Origin of the sequence: Magnetospirillum sp. SS-4, from assembly GCF_902729425.1 — a bacterium.
In the GTDB taxonomy this organism is placed as follows: domain Bacteria; phylum Pseudomonadota; class Alphaproteobacteria; order Rhodospirillales; family Magnetospirillaceae; genus Phaeospirillum.
The window spans coordinates 262,763-278,734 of the sequence record NZ_CACVCH010000081.1; the positions used below are offsets into that span (position 1 = coordinate 262,763).

19 protein-coding genes are annotated in these 15,972 nt (G+C 69.1%); 6 read left to right on the forward strand and 13 right to left on the reverse strand.

Annotated elements, in window-relative coordinates:
• Positions 1 to 3: 3 nt before the first annotated feature.
• The 9 genes from argC to MTBSS4_RS15535 form a co-directional block, all read right to left on the reverse strand.
• Complete coding sequence (gene argC / locus MTBSS4_RS15495) at positions 4 to 1,044, reverse strand: N-acetyl-gamma-glutamyl-phosphate reductase (protein WP_173984296.1); 1,041 nt, start codon at positions 1,042 to 1,044, stop codon at positions 4 to 6.
• A 46-nt stretch (positions 1,045 to 1,090) separates the two neighbouring features.
• Positions 1,091 to 1,846 (reverse strand): energy transducer TonB, encoded by a 756-nt coding sequence (locus MTBSS4_RS15500; RefSeq protein ID WP_173984297.1) that lies wholly within the window; start codon positions 1,844 to 1,846, stop codon positions 1,091 to 1,093.
• Positions 1,843 to 3,078, reverse strand: coding sequence for a nitrate/nitrite transporter (locus MTBSS4_RS15505; RefSeq protein WP_173984298.1), 1,236 nt, complete (start codon positions 3,076 to 3,078; stop codon positions 1,843 to 1,845). Before MTBSS4_RS15505 ends, MTBSS4_RS15500 begins: the two co-directional genes overlap by 4 nt.
• Before the next feature lie 55 nt (positions 3,079 to 3,133).
• The gene (locus MTBSS4_RS15510) at positions 3,134 to 3,520 is read right to left on the reverse strand and encodes a bacteriohemerythrin (RefSeq protein ID WP_173984299.1); all 387 of its coding nucleotides are present in this window, start codon (positions 3,518 to 3,520) and stop codon (positions 3,134 to 3,136) included.
• 94 nt (positions 3,521 to 3,614) lie between these two features.
• Positions 3,615 to 4,016 carry an iron-sulfur cluster assembly scaffold protein gene (locus tag MTBSS4_RS15515; protein WP_173984300.1) on the reverse strand — a complete coding sequence of 134 codons (402 nt, stop codon included), beginning with the start codon at positions 4,014 to 4,016 and terminating at the stop codon, positions 3,615 to 3,617.
• Entirely contained in the window at positions 4,013 to 5,215 is a 1,203-nt protein-coding gene (locus tag MTBSS4_RS15520) for an aminotransferase class V-fold PLP-dependent enzyme (RefSeq protein ID WP_254432587.1), read from the reverse strand. Before MTBSS4_RS15520 ends, MTBSS4_RS15515 begins: the two co-directional genes overlap by 4 nt.
• The gene (locus tag MTBSS4_RS15525) at positions 5,212 to 5,790 is read right to left on the reverse strand and encodes an NTP transferase domain-containing protein (RefSeq protein WP_173984301.1); all 579 of its coding nucleotides are present in this window, start codon (positions 5,788 to 5,790) and stop codon (positions 5,212 to 5,214) included. Before MTBSS4_RS15525 ends, MTBSS4_RS15520 begins: the two co-directional genes overlap by 4 nt.
• Positions 5,787 to 6,569 carry a xanthine dehydrogenase family protein subunit M gene (locus MTBSS4_RS15530; protein WP_173984302.1) on the reverse strand — a complete coding sequence of 261 codons (783 nt, stop codon included), beginning with the start codon at positions 6,567 to 6,569 and terminating at the stop codon, positions 5,787 to 5,789. The genes MTBSS4_RS15525 and MTBSS4_RS15530 overlap by 4 nt, the downstream gene beginning before the upstream one ends.
• Entirely contained in the window at positions 6,569 to 7,039 is a 471-nt protein-coding gene (locus MTBSS4_RS15535) for a (2Fe-2S)-binding protein (protein ID WP_173984303.1), read from the reverse strand. The genes MTBSS4_RS15530 and MTBSS4_RS15535 overlap by 1 nt, the downstream gene beginning before the upstream one ends.
• A 110-nt stretch (positions 7,040 to 7,149) precedes the next feature.
• On the opposite strand from MTBSS4_RS15535, the gene MTBSS4_RS15540 reads away from it, so the two are divergent.
• Together MTBSS4_RS15540 and MTBSS4_RS15545 are read left to right on the forward strand one after the other, a co-directional pair.
• Positions 7,150 to 7,719 carry a Panacea domain-containing protein gene (locus tag MTBSS4_RS15540; RefSeq protein ID WP_173984304.1) on the forward strand — a complete coding sequence of 190 codons (570 nt, stop codon included), beginning with the start codon at positions 7,150 to 7,152 and terminating at the stop codon, positions 7,717 to 7,719.
• 15 nt (positions 7,720 to 7,734) lie between these two features.
• Positions 7,735 to 8,076: a hypothetical protein gene (locus MTBSS4_RS15545; RefSeq protein ID WP_173984305.1), complete on the forward strand. Its 342-nt coding sequence runs from the start codon at positions 7,735 to 7,737 to the stop codon at positions 8,074 to 8,076.
• Positions 8,077 to 8,221: 145 nt separating this feature from the next.
• Here the strand turns inward: MTBSS4_RS15545 and MTBSS4_RS15550 are convergent, their stop codons facing one another.
• From MTBSS4_RS15550 to MTBSS4_RS15560, 3 genes are read right to left on the reverse strand one after another with little or no spacing between them, the layout of a single operon-like run.
• The gene (locus tag MTBSS4_RS15550) at positions 8,222 to 8,440 is read right to left on the reverse strand and encodes a hypothetical protein (protein WP_173984306.1); all 219 of its coding nucleotides are present in this window, start codon (positions 8,438 to 8,440) and stop codon (positions 8,222 to 8,224) included.
• Between the two features lie 58 nt (positions 8,441 to 8,498).
• Entirely contained in the window at positions 8,499 to 8,720 is a 222-nt protein-coding gene (locus MTBSS4_RS15555) for a SlyX family protein (RefSeq protein ID WP_173984307.1), read from the reverse strand.
• The gene (locus MTBSS4_RS15560) at positions 8,717 to 9,253 is read right to left on the reverse strand and encodes a hypothetical protein (protein ID WP_173984308.1); all 537 of its coding nucleotides are present in this window, start codon (positions 9,251 to 9,253) and stop codon (positions 8,717 to 8,719) included. Before MTBSS4_RS15560 ends, MTBSS4_RS15555 begins: the two co-directional genes overlap by 4 nt.
• Before the next feature lie 433 nt (positions 9,254 to 9,686).
• On the opposite strand from MTBSS4_RS15560, the gene MTBSS4_RS15565 reads away from it, so the two are divergent.
• The 3 genes from MTBSS4_RS15565 to MTBSS4_RS15575 all read left to right on the forward strand — a co-directional run bounded on the left by MTBSS4_RS15565 (position 9,687) and on the right by MTBSS4_RS15575 (position 14,783).
• Positions 9,687 to 12,443 (forward strand): Rne/Rng family ribonuclease, encoded by a 2,757-nt coding sequence (locus MTBSS4_RS15565; RefSeq protein ID WP_173984309.1) that lies wholly within the window; start codon positions 9,687 to 9,689, stop codon positions 12,441 to 12,443.
• A 4-nt stretch (positions 12,444 to 12,447) separates the two neighbouring features.
• Complete coding sequence (locus MTBSS4_RS15570; protein ID WP_173984310.1) at positions 12,448 to 13,365, forward strand: ArgK/MeaB family GTPase; 918 nt, start codon at positions 12,448 to 12,450, stop codon at positions 13,363 to 13,365.
• Positions 13,366 to 13,463: 98 nt separating this feature from the next.
• Positions 13,464 to 14,783, forward strand: coding sequence for a diguanylate cyclase (locus MTBSS4_RS15575; protein ID WP_368667794.1), 1,320 nt, complete (start codon positions 13,464 to 13,466; stop codon positions 14,781 to 14,783).
• On the opposite strand, the gene MTBSS4_RS15580 is transcribed toward MTBSS4_RS15575, so the two are convergent.
• Positions 14,738 to 15,088 (reverse strand): DUF1476 domain-containing protein, encoded by a 351-nt coding sequence (locus tag MTBSS4_RS15580; protein WP_173984312.1) that lies wholly within the window; start codon positions 15,086 to 15,088, stop codon positions 14,738 to 14,740. The genes MTBSS4_RS15575 and MTBSS4_RS15580 overlap by 46 nt on opposite strands.
• An 80-nt stretch (positions 15,089 to 15,168) precedes the next feature.
• Here MTBSS4_RS15580 and MTBSS4_RS15585 point away from each other — a divergent pair, with 80 nt between their 5' ends.
• Positions 15,169 to 15,936, forward strand: coding sequence for an NRDE family protein (locus MTBSS4_RS15585; protein ID WP_173984313.1), 768 nt, complete (start codon positions 15,169 to 15,171; stop codon positions 15,934 to 15,936).
• Positions 15,937 to 15,972 lie beyond the last annotated feature (36 nt).

The following is a 15,972-nucleotide window of genomic DNA, read 5'->3' on the forward strand; positions in this document are numbered from 1 at the left end:
TCCTCACGGGAACAGGGGCTGCTGGTCGAGTCCCAGCGATTCGGGGAAGCCATGCATCAGGTTCATGTTCTGCAAGGCCTGGCCCGAGGCGCCCTTGACCAGATTGTCGATGACCGATGTGATGATGACCCGGTTTCCTACGCGGTCGTCGAACACGTTGATCAGGCAGAAGTTGGAACCGCGCACATGGCGGGTGGCCGGCACGACGCCTTCGGGCAGCACCCGCACGAAGGCCTCGCCCCGGAACCGTTCGGCCAGGGCGGTGCGCAACGTCCCGGCGGTGTTGCCGGGGGTGACGCGGGCATAGATGGTCGACAGCATGCCCCGGCTCATGGGCATCAGATGGGGGGTGAAGCTGACCATCACCGCCCGGCCGGCGGCCTCGGACAGCCCCTGCTCGATCTCGGGGGCGTGGCGGTGGCTGGCGATGCCGTAGGGGTGGATGCCCTCGGCGACCTCGGTGAACAGGTTGGCCTCCTTGGCGGCGCGGCCGGCACCCGACACCCCCGACTTGGCGTCGATGACGATATCCTCGGCCGAGATCAGCCCCGCTTCCAGCAGGGGAATCAGCGGCAACTGCGCCGAGGTCGGATAGCAGCCGGGATTGGCCACCAGTCGGGCGGTGGCGATTTCGGCCCGCGCCAGTTCGGTCAGGCCGTAGACCGCCTGCTTTTGCAGGGCGGGGGCGCGGTGCTCGTGCCCGTACCACTGGGCATAGGCGGCGACGTCGGACAGCCTGAAATCCGCCGATAGGTCGACGATGCGCACATGGCCCGGCAGGGCGGCGATCACCTCCTGGGTGGTGCCGTGGGGCAGGCAGCAGAACACCGCGTCGATGCCGGCGTAATCCACCTGATCCATGGCGATCAGGTCGGGCAGGTCGAGGCCGGCCAGATGGGGGAACACTCCGGCCATGGGCTGGCCGGCCTTGCGGTCGCCGGTCATCGCCTTGATGGCGAAACGGGGATGCGGCGCCAGCAGGCGCACCAGCTCGGCGCCGGTATAACCGCTGGCGCCCAAAATCGCGACCCTGACCTTGCTCATGGCGATCACCTTCGACGGGGTGGGGGAGCGGACGATAGCAACCGCGTCACAGATCGTCAAAGCGGAAGCGCAGCACCATGCGGCGCGGCCAGCCCTTGCCGTCGTCGGGGGGCAGTTCCAGCGGCTGGGCCATCTTCAACGCCAGCAGCATGGATTCCATGGCGCGCTTGACGTAGCCGTCCGGCAGCCGGTCGTAATCCCGGATCACCGCTTGCGGCTTCCAGGGCGCGTTCTTGTGCAATTCGTCGGTCAGGGTGCCGTCGCGATTGATGTGGATGGTTATGGTCATGCCGAAACCGCGCCCCTTGGCGGCGGCGAAATCGAACCGCCACATCCTGATGATCTGCGCCAGGATGAAGTCCTGGGCGGTTTGGCTCAATTCCCCCACCGCCGGCGCGGCGGGCTTGGCCTCGAACGAAATGCCGCCTCCCGGAGCCGACGGCTTGGGAGCGGCCGATTTCTCGGCGATGGCGCCGCGCTGCAATTGCGGTGGCGGCGCCAGGGCGGGCTTCGGCTTTGGGGGCTCGGGCTTCGGCGGCGGCGGTGGCGGCGGCGGCGGAGGAGGCGGCGGCTCGGGCCTGGGTTCCGGTTCCGGTTTCGGCTTCGGTTCGGGTTCGGGTTTCGGTTCCGGCGGGGGGGCCGCGACCAGTTCGACGTCCATCGCCGGCTCGGGCGTGGTCCGGTCGAAATCGGGCAGCAGCTCGGGGTACATCGCCGCCATGAAGACGACGTGCAGCAGCAGCGACAGCGCCAGCCCCCAGCGCAGCGAGGCCGATGGTCCCGGACGCGGTCTTTCGGTCATCGCGGCCCGGAGGTCCGGCACGCCGGCGCCAGCCAGGCCAGTCCGGCCAGCTTGGCCGCCAGGGGCAGGCCGAGCGCCACCATCCAGGCCTGGGCCGGCCAGTGGCCGTCGGCCTTGTCCCACAGCCCCAGCACCCAGCCGATTCCCCATTGGCTCGTGAAGGCGGCGATGAAGATCAGCAGGTTCAGGCTGGTGTTCACCCGGCCGGCCAGCCGCACCGGAAAGCGGCGGGTCAGCACCGCGTAATAGATGGAGGCCGAGGCTCCCGAGAAGCCGTACGCCGCCGCCAGAAGCGAGGGGGCCGCGCTCCATCCCAGCGCCATCAGGCCAAGGGTGACGGCATGGATGCCCATGCCGACGGCGCCCAGGGTCATGGGGGCCACGCCATGGCGTTCGAACCACTCGGCCACCGCGCCGATCGACAGGTAGCCCACCGCCATGCCGGCGGCCATGACGGTAAGGCCGCCGGCGGCGGCCTCGGCCGACAATCCGGCCATGTCGCGGAACCAGGGGCCGGCCCACAGCCCCTGTATGGCCATGAAGCTGCCCGTGGACGCCATGGCGGCGGGCGCGATGCGCCAGAAGTCCCGGCTTCGGAAGATTTCGGCCACTTCCCCGATCTGGGCGGCCAGACTGCCGCCCGCCCCGGTCGGGCGGTCGGGAACCGCCAGCCACAGGGCCATTGCCGACAGCAGGGTCAATCCGGCGACGCCGGCATAGACGCCTCGCCAGTCGGTCACCATCAGGGCGAGATGGACCGGAGCGGTGGCCGCCACCGCGCCCAGGCCGCCGGCTCCCAGGATGATGCCGTTCATCAGCGGCAGGCGGGCGGGGGGGAAGAACTGGACATTGGCCTTCAGCGCCGCCATCAGGCAGGCGGAAACGCCGAACCCCACCAGGGCGCGGCCGACCACCAGGGCCGGCACCGCCTCGGCCAGCGAGAACGCCAGCGCGCCGGCGGCGGCGAAGGCCAGCAGGATGGATTCGACCCGCCTGGGGCCGAAGCGGTCCAGCAGCAGGCCCAGCGGTAACTGGGCGGCGGCGAAGGTGATGAAATAGATGCCGGTCATCAGCCCGACATCGGCGGCGTCCAACTGGATGCTGCGGCCGATCTCGGGGGCCAGCACCGCGTTGACGGTACGGTAGAGATAGGACAGGAAATACCCTGCCGCGAAGGGCAGCACCACCCGCGACACCAATGTCCCGGTGGTCGGCTCGGCGGTGCTGGACATGAAATCCCCTCTCGGCGGCGTTCACCCGCACCATATCGCCGGACGGCGGGAAATTCTATTTCCGAAGCCAGGCGCCGTAATCGTGGTCGGCGGCCAGGATATGCTTTTCCAGCCAATGCGACAGCTCCGCCGCGATCTCGGCCTGGAGTTCCGGAGTGTATCCGGCCGCCCACTGGGCGCGCAGGCGCCGGACGCTGTCCCTGAACTGGTCGTGCAGGGCCAGGTGGGCGTCGATGTCGGGATAGCCGATGCCGCGCATCAGTTGCTCTTCACGGGCGAAGTGCTCGATTGTGTAGCGTTCCAGCAGCTTGATCTGGGTGTCGACCAGATCGGCCTCGCAATAGCCGGACGAAAGCACGGCAAGGGCGTCCATCAGCGAGCGATGGTCCTGGTCGATCTCGGAATGGCCGATGGCGTATTCATCCCGCCAGCCGATGGTCATGATGCCGCCTCACCAGAGTGGTGAACGGATTATAAATGTTGCCGGGATGAGTGCAACGGAATGTGATGACAAGTTATCGATGATGGCATTATTGCTAGGGGGAAGTCGCCTTCGCCAGGGCCTTGAACGGCAGCAGGATGCAGTCGTGGCGGCTTTTGTGCGGCCGTGCCGTCAGGAAGGGGGCCAGGGCGGGCAAGGGCGGCTCGGCGCCTTGCTTCAGCATGGCGCGGGCGCCATCCAGCAGTTCCGCCGCGCCCTGGGCGTCGCGGCCGGCGGCGTTGTCGGCCATCACCGCGGCGGCTGCCTTGCACAGCAGGCAGCCCTTGGCGGCATGGCCCACCGCCTCGACCTTGCCGCCGGAGAGGCGGGCGTCAACGACGATACGGTCGCCGCACAGGGGGTTGTCCAGGGTGACGGACACGTCGGCGGGGTCCAGCCGGCTCGATTCGCGGGCGGCCAGATCCTTGATGGCCTGCTGGTACAGATCGTCGCTCATCGCAAAACCCCAATGGCATGGTCGAGCCCGCTCAGCAGGGCGTCGACGTCGGTTTCGTCGTTGTAGGGGGCCAGGCTGGCCCTGACGCATCCCTCGTCCAGGCCAAGGGCCGACATCAGCGGCCGGGCGCAATGGGCGCCGCCGCGCACCGCCACGCCGCGCTCGGCCAGCAGGTGCGACAGGTCGTGGGGGTGGCAGCCCTCCACCGCGAAGGACACCACCGGCAGGCGGTCGGCAAGGTCGGCCGGCCCGACCAGACGGATGCCGTCGCGGCCGGCAAGCCCGTCGAGCAGGCGCCGGGTCAGCGCCGCCTCGTGAGCCCTCACCGCCGGCCAGTCCAGCCCGGCCATCCAGTCCAGGGCGCGGGCAAGCCCCACCGCCTGGGCCACCGGCGGCGTGCCGGCCTCGAAGCGGGCGGGCGGGTCGAGGGGAATGGGGACATCGCCGTCCAGTCCGGCGACCATGCCGCCGCCCCACAAGGCCGGCGGCAGGGTTTCCAGCGCCTCGCGCCGGCCCCACAGCACGCCGATTCCGGTCGGGCCATAGGTCTTGTGGCCGGCGAAGGCGTAGAAATCGGCACCCAATTCCCTGGGGTCCACCGGGCCGTGGGGAAGCCGCTGGGCGCCGTCGACCGCCAGCACCGCCCCGACCGCGTGGGCGGCCCCGGCCAGACGGGGAATGTCGGTGACGGCGCCGGTGACGTTGGAGGCATGGGTCACCGCCACCACCTTGCAGCGCCGGTCGATCATGGACAGGTCGGAAAGATCGAGCCGGCCGTCACGGTTGACCGGAATGACGGCGACGTCGAGCCCCTTGCGCCTGGCCATGGCCAGCCAGGGCAGCAGGTTGGAATGGTGCTCGGCCGCCGAGACCACGATGCGGTCGCCGGCCTGCATCCGCTCCTCCAGGGCCAGGGCGACGATGTTCAGGGCCAGGGTGCAGCCGCCGGTGAAGACCACCTCGTCCGCCCCGGCCGACAGGAAGGCGGCCACCCGTTCGCGGGCGCCGTCATAGGCCTCGTCGGCGCGGCGCGCCAGTTCGTGCAGGCCGCGATGGACGTTGGCCCGCGCCGTCAGGTCGTGGGCCGCGACGGCCTTGACCACCGTTCCCGGGCATTGCGCCATGGCGGCATTGTCGAGATAGTGAAAGCCGGCGCGCGACAGGACCGGGAACGCGGCGCGGATGGCGGCGATTGTCACGATCCTGGCTCCACCATCTTGAGGTCCTCCGGCGTGTCCACATCCATCAGGACGGCATCGTCGCACTCGACCTCCGCCACCAGGGCGGCATGCTGGACCAGAAGCCCCCTGGCGCCCTTGTCGCCGGTCAAGCCCCGCATCTCGGCGAAGAAGCGCCGGCCCAGCAGGACCGGATTGCCGCGCCGGCCGCCGTGGACCGGCACCGCGATCTCGTGGCCCGCCGCCGGGTCGAACGCCCGCGTCAGGGCGTCCACATGCGCGGCGGCGACGCGGGGCATGTCGGCCAGCAGCACCACCACCGCCCCGGCATCCTCGGGCAGCGCCGCCACCCCCAGGGCCAGGGACGAGGCCATGCCGCGCTCGGGGGCGGGATTGGCGACGGCCGCGACGGTGGCGGGCAGCAGCGCCAGCGGTTCCGGTCCGGTCACCACCACCACCGGATCGAGGCCGGCGCCAAGGGCGGCCTCGACCGCCAGCAGGACCATCGGGACGCCGCCGACCTTCTCCAGCCGCTTGTCGCGTCCCATGCGGCGGGCGCTGCCGGCCGCCAGGACGATGCCGGCGACGCGGGTCATCGGCAGCGCTCCACGGCGCGGCCCGCCAGCACGCCGATCAGGTGGGCGCGGTATTCGGCGGTGGCGTGGATGTCGCGGTTGAGACCATTGACCGGCGTCGCCAGCCCGGCCAGCGCGCCCGGCCGGAAATTGTCGGCCAGCGCCGCCTCGAAATCCGGAAGGCGAAAAACGCAGCCGCCGGCCCCGGTCACCGCCACCCGGATTCCGCCGTCGGTCTCGGCGACGAACACGCCGACGACCGGATAGCCCGAGGCGGGGTTGCGGACCTTGGCGTAGCCGGCCCGGCGGGGGCGGGGGAAATTCACCGACACGATCAGCTCGTCCGGTTCCAGCGCCGTCTCGAACATGTCGAGGAAGAAGCCGTCGGCGGCGATTTCCCGCCGGTCGGTGCGGACGGTGGCGCCCAGGCCCAGCACGGCGGCGGCGTGGTCCGAGGCGGGATCGTTATGGGCCAGCGATCCCCCCAGGGTTCCCATGTTGCGGATTTGCAGGTCGCCGATGGAGCCGGCCAGCGCGGCCAGGGCGGGAATGTCGTCCAGGCCGGCGATCTCGGCGTGGGTCAGGGCGGCGCCGGCCTCCAGGCCACCCTGATGGCGGCGCAGGGTGCGCAGTTCCGGCAGGCGGGCGATGTCGATCAGGACCGAGGGGTGGGCGAGACGCAGTTTCAGCGCCGGCAGCAGGCTCTGGCCGCCGGCCAGATAGCGGGTCTCGTCGTCCTCGCCCCGGGCGGCGACGGCCTCGGCGGCGGATTCGGGACGAAGATAGCGGAAGGGATGCATCAGCCGTCCCCCCGGCGGGCGCGGATCGATTCGGCGATGGCCTCGACGATGGGGCGGTAGCCGGTGCAGCGGCACAGATTGCCGGCGAGGCCGTGGCGGATGGCCCCCTCGTCGGCGGTGTCGAGACGTCCGACCAGATCCAGCGCCGTCATCACCATGCCCGGAGTGCAAAAGCCGCATTGCAGGGCGTGGCGGTCGCGGAAGGCCCGCTGCACCGGATGCAGGGCTTCCCCTTCGGCGACTCCCTCGATGGTCAGCACCCGGCGGCCGTCGGCCTGGGCCGCCAGCATCAGGCAGGACTTGACGGCGCGGCCGTCGACATGGACGGTGCAGGCGCCGCACTGGCCGGTATCGCATCCCTGATGGGTGCCGGTCAGGCCCAGCCGTTCGCGCAGCAGGGCCGACAGCAGAGTGGCGGGTTCGATGTCGGCCTCCACCCCGGCCCCGTTGACCGTCAGCCTGATCCTCATGCATTCACCTTTCGACCGTGCCGCTCCAGGGTGAAGTGCATCCGGGCAATGGTCAATGGTCTGGCGGGGGCTGCGGGGGGACGTTATCATGGGGCGACGGAGGAGAAAGCATGCCCATTGCGGTGAAGTCCTGTCTCGACGTGGTGTTCTGGCTGTCGGATCAGGCGCTCAACGACCGGGAATACATCCAGCCGCAGAAGCTGCATCGCCTGCTGTATCTGTCGCAGGCCTATTTCGCCGTGGCCTATCACGGCCGCAAGCTGATGCCGGCGACCTTCGTCACCGACGCCTTCGGACCGGTGGAGCCTACCGTGTTCCACGCTTTCGCATATGGCCGGCCGCTGATGATCGAGGGCAACCCCCTCAGCGATCAGGTGCGCCACTTCCTTGAGGGGATCTGGCGGCGCTTCGGCCAGTATTCCGCCGACCAGCTGACCCGGAAGGTGGCCGAGCACGCCCCGGTGGCCCTGGCCATGGCCAAGGGCGTCAACGAGGAAATTCCCTTTGACGAGATCGTCAGGTTCTACACCACCGAGGCCGCCGCCCGCACCAAGGCGCCGGGGGGAATCGACCATGTGGATCAGGTGGTGAAGCCCCGCGTGCTGCGCTCCCAGACCGGCAAGCCGGTTAGCGTCGTGACCTGGAAGCCCAAGGCGGTCGCCGTCAAGAAGGACGAGTAGGAGGGAAACAGCGCCATGCCCTATGTCAGCCGCGATGGCGACGGCCGAGTCGTCGGCCTGTTCGAGCATCCCGCCGAAGGCGTGGGGGAAAGCCTTCCCGCCAGCCATCCCGACGTGCTCGACTTCCTGTTTCGCGACACCGCCGGCGAGCGGGCGTCGTCGCGCTTTCTCGCCTCGGATCTCGCCTTCATCCGCGTGGTCGAGGATCTGGTGGCGGTGCTGATCGAAAAGCGGGTGATCGCCTTCACCGACCTGCCGGCACCCGCCCAGGACAAGCTGCTGGACCGCCGCTCGCTGCGTTCGTACCTGTCGGGGGTGTCGGGGGTGTTCGAAGACGGCGAGGGCAAGATCATCTGAACGATTCGGCCGGCCACGCAGAAAAGCCCCCCGCCGGCCGGGCGGAGGGATCACCGCTTGGTCTGGCCGCAGGGCGACGCCACCCGCGTCCGCCGGGCGGACGAGGACGTCGCCCGGCGATGGTGGCGGCTTTCACCCCGACGGATCAGACCTTGATGTCGAACACCCGTCCGACGCCCTGTTTGCTGACTTCGGCGGCGGCGGATGGCGGCGGGGGAGGCGGCGGAGCCTGCGCGATCACCTGGGCGGCGACGCGGGCGGCCTGATCTTGCTGTTTCGCGGGATCAAAAGGCCCCTCCAGCTTGGTCTGGGCCTTTTGGAGATATTGCGCCGAGTTCGCGACGCCGACGGATGAAACGTCCATGGTCCTGCCTTTCTGGCTGAACAGAAGTGTCTCACTCTAGCCCGAAAACGGCGGAGAGTCACGGAATGAATCGTTCGCCGGCCTCGTCCGGCTCGTCGAATCCGCTTTCCAGCCGCTCGATCCGGATCTGAAGGCGGCGGTTGTCGCGGCGCAGGGACTCGATTTCGCCGGCCTGGACTGCCACCATGTCGGACAGGTCGGCCAGCGCCGCCTCGGCATGGGCGAGGGCGGTCTCCAGCCCGGTCAGCCGCGATTCGGCGTCGCCGCCGCCGCCCGTCACTGGGGATCGCCCATCAGGTCGCGGGCGATCTGCTCCAGCATTCGGCGAAACCGCCGGTCGTCGATATCCTCGACCTTGGCCACCCAGCCGCGGCTGGACGACAGCAGCGACGACCCGTCGCAAAAGGCGGCGGCCACGTCGACCCGCCCGCCATCGCCCGGCGAGGATGTGACGGGAACGGCGCGGCCGGCGCAGATGTCGCGGTCGTCCAGATCCCTGGCCGGTCCCAGTACCACCGTCACCCGGAAGGCGGGGCGCGGGGCCTGCGACGCATCGGTGGTCATGGCGAAGGGACGGCCGGGCAGGGCGGCGGCCATGCTGGCGGCCACCGCCGCCTCCAGGCGCGCTGTGCCGGTTCCGAACGGATCGCCCCGCACCTCCAGCAGCAGCGGCCCCGAACTGGTGGCGTAGACGAACGAACTCCAGGTGGCCGGCGAGCGGTAGCCGCCGGGAACCGTGGACGGGCCGTCGCCGCAACCGCCCGCCAGGGCGGCGAGCGTGGCGGCGCCCAGGGAAAGCAGGCGCCTGATCATGGGGGCATGGTGGGGCCTCGTTCGTTCATCCGCAAGGGGGAATGAACGGCGTAATTGCCCGAGGACAACAAGATCGTTGTCGAAACTATCCGCTGCGGCTATTTTGGTCGTCATGAGCCCGCATTCTCCGAGCGTCCATTCCTGGACGGTGGTTTCGCGCCCTTTCGCATTCACTGCGACCCCAGGCGAAACGCCACATCTCGGCCTGCGGAGCCAGACTCGAATTCGAAGCCGGGCGAATCGCCCGTGATCAGGTTTCTCGCCACTATGATGCCCGTCCAAGACTTCAGGATCGTGGACTCCACTTCAGGCGGCGCCGGCCTTGCCGGCGGAACTTGCGATCGCGTGTCCGTGCGCGCCGGCTTCGCTGGATCAGACAGCCGCTCGCATGCGCATGTCGCGTCGCGGGCGGCGCCACGGAGATATGGATTTAATGGTCAAGCGTATGTTGATCGACGCCACGCACCCGGAAGAGACCCGGGTCGTCGTGGTCAATGGAACCCGCCTCGAGGAACTGGATGTTGAGACTGCCGCCAAGCGGCAGCTGAAGGGAAACATCTATCTCGCCAAGGTGGTTCGGGTCGAACCGTCCTTGCAGGCGGCCTTCGTCGAATACGGCGGCAACCGTCACGGATTCCTCGCCTTCAGTGAAATCCACCCGGATTACTTCCAGATTCCGGTGGCCGACCGTCAGGCCCTGCTGGCGGCCCAGCGCGCCGAGGTGATGCGGGAAGCCAGCGGCGACCGCGACGAGGTCGAGCCGGTCGGCGAAGGCCATCTCGCCGCCGAGGCGGTGGCCGAGGTCACCGACGGCAGCGTGGTCGAGGATGCTCCGGCCGATGCGGGCGAGTCCGATCAGGTCAGCCGCAAGCAGTCGGTGGAGACCGTCGGCGGCGACGACGACGCCGAGAGCGAGCGCCGCCGCGCCAAGCTGCTGCGCCACTACAAGATTCAAGAGGTGGTCAAGCGCCGCCAGATCATGCTGGTCCAGGTGGTCAAGGAGGAACGCGGCAACAAGGGCGCCGCGCTGACCACCTATCTGTCGCTGGCCGGCCGCTATTGCGTCTTGATGCCCAATACCGCCCGGGGCGGCGGGGTTTCGCGCAAGATCGTCAGCTCCACCGACCGCCGCCGTCTCAAGTCCATCGCCAACGAGCTGGATATTCCGGACGGAATGGCGGTGATCATCCGCACCGCCGGCTCGGAGCGGTCGAAGACCGAGATCAAGCGCGATTCCGAATATCTGCTGCGCATGTGGGACAGCGTGCGGGAACTCACCCTCCGTTCCAGCGCCCCCGCCCTGGTCTACGAGGAAGCCAGCCTGATCAAGCGCTCGATCCGCGATCTTTATTCCCGCGACATCGACGAGGTGCTGGTCGACGGCGACGAGGGGTATCGCCTGGCCAAGGATTACATGCGCATGCTGACCCCGTCGCATGCCAAGAAGGTCCAGCCCTACAAGGACCCGGTGATGCCCATGTTCCACCGCTATCAGGTGGAGGCGCAGCTGGACGCCATGCACAGTCCGACGGTGCAGTTGAAGTCGGGCGGCTACGTGGTGATCAACCAGACCGAGGCCCTGGTCGCCATCGACGTCAATTCCGGCCGCGCCACCAAGGAGCGCCATATCGAGGAGACCGCGCTCAAGACCAACATGGAGGCCGCCGACGAGGTGGCCCGCCAGTTGCGCCTGCGCGATCTGGCCGGCCTGATCGTCATCGACTTCATCGACATGGAGGAGAGCCGCAACAACCATGCGGTCGAACGTCGCCTGAAGGAGGCGCTGAAGAACGACCGCGCCCGTATCCAGGTCGGCCGCATCAGCGCTTTCGGCCTGCTGGAACTGTCGCGCCAGCGTCTGCGGCCGTCGTTGCAGGAAACCACCTTCAGCCCCTGCCCCCACTGCGCCGGAACCGGTCTGGTCCGCTCGGTGGAATCCGCCGCCGTCCATGTTCTGCGCGCCATCGAGGAAGAGGGCATTCGCCGTCGCTCCTCCGAGGTGACGGTGCACGTTTCCACCGCCATCGCGCTTTATATCCTCAATCAGAAGCGCGGCGCCCTGGCCGCCATCGAGGAACGCTACGACTTCGCCGTCCTGCTGGCCGGCGATGATTCCATGATCCCGCCCGCCTACCGCATGGATCGCGTCAAGGCGGAGTTCCGTCCCGACGAGCCGCCGCGCGCCGCCGTCAGCATGGATGACGTCGCCCATCGTCCGCCGCAGGACGACGAGGATTCCGTCGCCGAGGCCGAGGATGAAGACGATGAGGCCGAGGCCGAGGCCGAGACTGCGGGCGTGGCCTCGCCCGGTGGCGACAGCCGCCCGGAGACCGAGGCCGAACGTTCGGAACGCAAGCGCCGCCGCCGCCGCCGCAAGAAGCGGCGCCCGGGCGAGGACCAGGGTGGGGAGGGCCGGGATGATTCCCCCTCGTTCGCCGGGCAGTCCGAGACCGAGACGGCCGCCGATAGCGACGACGACGCCGATGACGATGAAGCCGAGGGCGAGGGCGAGGGGACGGAAGCCCGTGGCGAGGATGGCGATGACGGCGACCAGCCGCGCAAGCGCCGCCGTGGCCGCCGCGGCGGCCGCCGCCGCCGCCGCCGTGACGGCGAGGGCGAGGGGGATGCCGGAATCGAGTCGGAAGCCGGGACTGCCGCCGAGGACGAGGCCGAAACCGGGGCCGTGAGCCCCGCCGCCGACATCGCCACCGGGGAAGAAGCCGCTTCGGCTGAGACGCCGGCCGTCGCCATCGCCGAGGCGGTTGAGGACGCTGTCGCCGCCGATTTGGTTCCGGCCGAGGACAAGCCGAAGCGCAAGCGGGCGCCGCGCAAGAAGGCCGAATCCGTCGCCGCCGATTTGGTTCCGACCGAGGACAAGCCGAAGCGCAAGCGGGCGCCGCGCAAGAAGGCCGAACCCGCCGCCGCCGAGGTGCCGGAGGTGGCCTTGGCCGTCGAGCCGCCTCCTGAAGCTTTGGCCGAACTCCAGGCCGAGGCTCCGGCCGAGGAGCCGGTGGTCGCCGCCGTCGTGGACGCGCCGGCCGAGGAGCCGGTGGTCGCCGCCGTCGTGGACGCGCCGGCCGAGGAGTCGGCGGTCGCCGCCGTCGTGGACGCGCCGGCCGAGGAGCCGCCGCCCGCCCCGGTTCCGGCCAATCCGCCGCGCCGGGGGTGGTGGAACCGGTTGATGTCGTAGACCGATGACCCTGGACGACATCAGGAGCGCCGGCAAGGCGGGGTTGGCGCGGGGATTGGCCGAACTGGAACGGTCCCCCGACGCGCCCGCGACGGTGGCGCTCCTCGATGCCGCCTTCGCCGCCCCGGTCGCCCATGTGGTCGGCATGACCGGCCCGCCCGGCGTCGGCAAGTCGACCTTGATGAACGCCCTGATCGCCGCCTGGCGACAGCAGGGGCGGAGCGTCGGCTGCATCGCCGTCGATCCGTCGTCGCGGCGGTCGGGCGGCGCCCTGCTGGGGGATCGCACCCGTCTGACCACCGACCCCGAGGATCAGGGCGTTTTCGTCCGCTCCATGGCGGCCCGCGACCGTCTGGGCGGCCTGTCCGGGCTGACCGTTTCGGCCATGGTGCTGATGCGGGCCCTGTTCGACGTGGTCCTGATCGAGACGGTGGGAGTCGGACAGTCGGAAACCGACGTGGTCGCCGTCGCCGACACCGTGCTGTTCTGCGTCCAGCCCGGATCGGGCGATTCGCTTCAGTTCATGAAGGCCGGAATCGCCGAGATTCCGCATCTGGTGGTGGTCACCAAGGCCGACATGGGGGCGGCGGCCGGGCGGGCCATGGCCGACGTCCAAGGAGCCCTCAGCCTCGGCGGCGGCGATAATGAAGGCTGGACGGTTCCGGTCCTGATGGTATCTTCCAATACGCGGGACGGGATCGATATGCTGGTTTCCGGCATCGATTCCCATGCCGCCTTCCTGGCCGGGGGGCACCGGTTGCGGCGGTTGCGGCATCTCCAGGCCGAGGCGTGGCTGGTGGATGCGGTGCGCGAACGGTTCGGCCGCGAAGGCGTCCGCCGGGCGGGGGACCTCTCCCTGGCCGAGGGCGCGTCACCGTTCGGACGACTGGCGGAAGTATCGCAGTATCTAAAGATTGATTAAATGACCGGGGTCGGTCGCCACATATTGACAAGGCCGCACCGCATGGTTGACCATCGGGACGACCTGAACCAGGGGGAACCGTGCCCTCATCGGCCGCTGTGAAGCCCGGAACTGCCGTTCTCGATCACCAGCTGCTAGAGCTTGTGTCCTCGCTTGTCTGCATTCTGCGCGAGGGGCGCGTCGCGTTCATCAACCAGGCCGGCAGCCGGATGCTGGGGCTGAGCGGCGTCGATGTCGCCCTGGGCACCCCCTTCGTCGATTATGTCGAGGCGGATTACCGCTTTCTGGTTGAGGCCGGCTGGGACCTGCTGGCCGAGGAAGACTTTCTGCCGCTCAAGCTGCACCGCACCGACGGAACCCTGTTCGAGGCCGAGATCCGGGTCCGGGTGGTGCCGTCGCCCGAGGAAACGTTCCTGCTGGAAGCCCGCGACATCTCGAAATTCGTTCGCTCGGCCGAGGCGCTGCGCGAGCGGGAGGAGCGGCTGCAAGGCGTGCTGGCCTCGGTCGCCGAGGGCATCATCACCGTCAACGAGCAAGGACTGATCGAGACCGCCAATCCCGCCATCGACCGCATGTTCGGCTATCCTCCCGGCAAGCTGGTGCGCCAGCATCTCGGCGTGCTGATGGCCGAGAGCCTGCGCGACCACCACCAGGAAATGTTTCGCCAGTACCTCGACGGCAGTCACCAGCGCCTGATGGGGCGGGCGGTGGAAAGCCTGGGCCGTCGCGCCGACGGCACCATGTTTCCCATCGAGATATCGGTCAGCGAACTGCGCCACGGCAAGAGCCGCCTGTTCACCGGCATCCTGCGCGACATATCCGAGCGCAAGGAGAACGAGGAGCGCATCAAGCGTCTGGCCCATCACGACAACCTGACCGGCCTGCCCAACCGCAACCTGCTGAACGACCGCATCAATCACGCCCTGGCCCGCGTGCGCCGCCACGGTGGCCGCATGGCGGTGCTTTACGTCGATCTCGACAAGTTCAAGCCGATCAACGACACCCTGGGGCACGAGGCCGGCGACGTGGTGCTGCGCGAGGTTGCCAGCCGCCTGTCGGTGTGCATACGCGGTTCCGACACCGTGTCGCGGGTCGGCGGCGACGAGTTCGTGGTGGTGGTCGAGGAGATCGCCCGCCCGGCCGAGGCCGCCATGGTGGCGCGCAAGATCATCGATGCCCTGGCCAAGTCCATCCTGTACATGGGCAATGAATGCCGGGTCGGGGCCTCCATCGGCATCGCCATCTTCCCCGATGACGGGGCCAGCATGGAAGACGTCTGCAAGGCGGCCGACGTGGCCATGTACCGGGTAAAGCATTCCGGCCGCAACGGCTTTTGCTTCTATTCCGAACACGCCGCCGACATCGAGGCCGACTATGTCGGCCTGGCGCCGTGCGATCCGGTGGACATTTCCTCGTAGATCTGCTCGCGGGCGATTTCCATCAGCACCGCCATCCGATGGCGAATCTCGTCCTCGCCGATGGCGATGCCGTTGGCTCCGAAATCGCGCAGCACCTTGTGGCCGCAATCGTGGTCGCTGCCGTTGAATTCCACGTCGACCACCGACAGGGCGTAGGTCCGGGCGGCGTCGCCGCTGATGCCCATCTTGTCGGCCGCCCACAGGCCCAGCAGTTTGTCGCGGCGGACCCTCACCTTGAACTCCATCTCCTGATCAAGGTGAAACTTGGCCTCGAAGGCCTTCTCGCGATCGTCGAACACGGTCATGATGGGCTGGCGCTCCTCCTGCGGGTGGCTACCCGTAGTATATAGGGGGGCCAACCGCGTCAATATCGGAAATCCTGCCCATGTGCACCCTGGTGCTGCTTCGCCGCCCCACCCAATTGTGGCCGCTGATCGTCGCCGCCAATCGCGACGAGATGGCGGATCGCCCCTGGCTTGCCCCCGGCCGCTGGTGGGGAGACCGGCCCGATGTGATCGCCGGCCAGGACAGCCTGGCCGGCGGATCGTGGCTGGGCATGAACGATGCGGGCGTGGTCGCCGCCATTCTCAACCGCGTCGGCACCCTGGGGCCGGCGCCGGGCAAGCGGTCGCGCGGCGAACTGGTGCTGGAGGCGCTCGACCACGCCGACGCCGCCGACGCCGCCGATGCGCTGTCGCATCTGGCGGCCCGAGCCTACCGGCCGTTCAACATGGTGGTGGCCGACAGCCGCGACGCCTTCTGGCTGCGGTCCGACGGCGAACGGATCGCCGCGCTGACCATCGCTCCCGGCCTGCACATGCTGAGCGCGCTCGACCTCGATGACCGGACCAGTCCGCGCATCGATGCCTATCTTGACCGCTTCGCCGCCGCGCCGCCGCCCCGTCCCGACCCGAACCATCCCGATGGCGGCGACTGGAGCGGCTGGATCGGGCTGATGAGCGATGCCGGCGGCGTCGGCAACCCGTCGGAGGAGACGCCGGCCATGTGCTTTCGCCGTCCCGACGGCTTTGGCACGGTGTCGGGCTCGCTGATAGCCCTGCCATCGCCGGACCAGGAGAAGACGCCGCCGGTATGGCGGTTTGCCGCCGGCCGTCCGGACCAGGCCGCTTTCGCTGCCGTTGACATGGGATAGGTGCCGCCTTTCGGGCGCTCGTCCCATTGGGGGGCT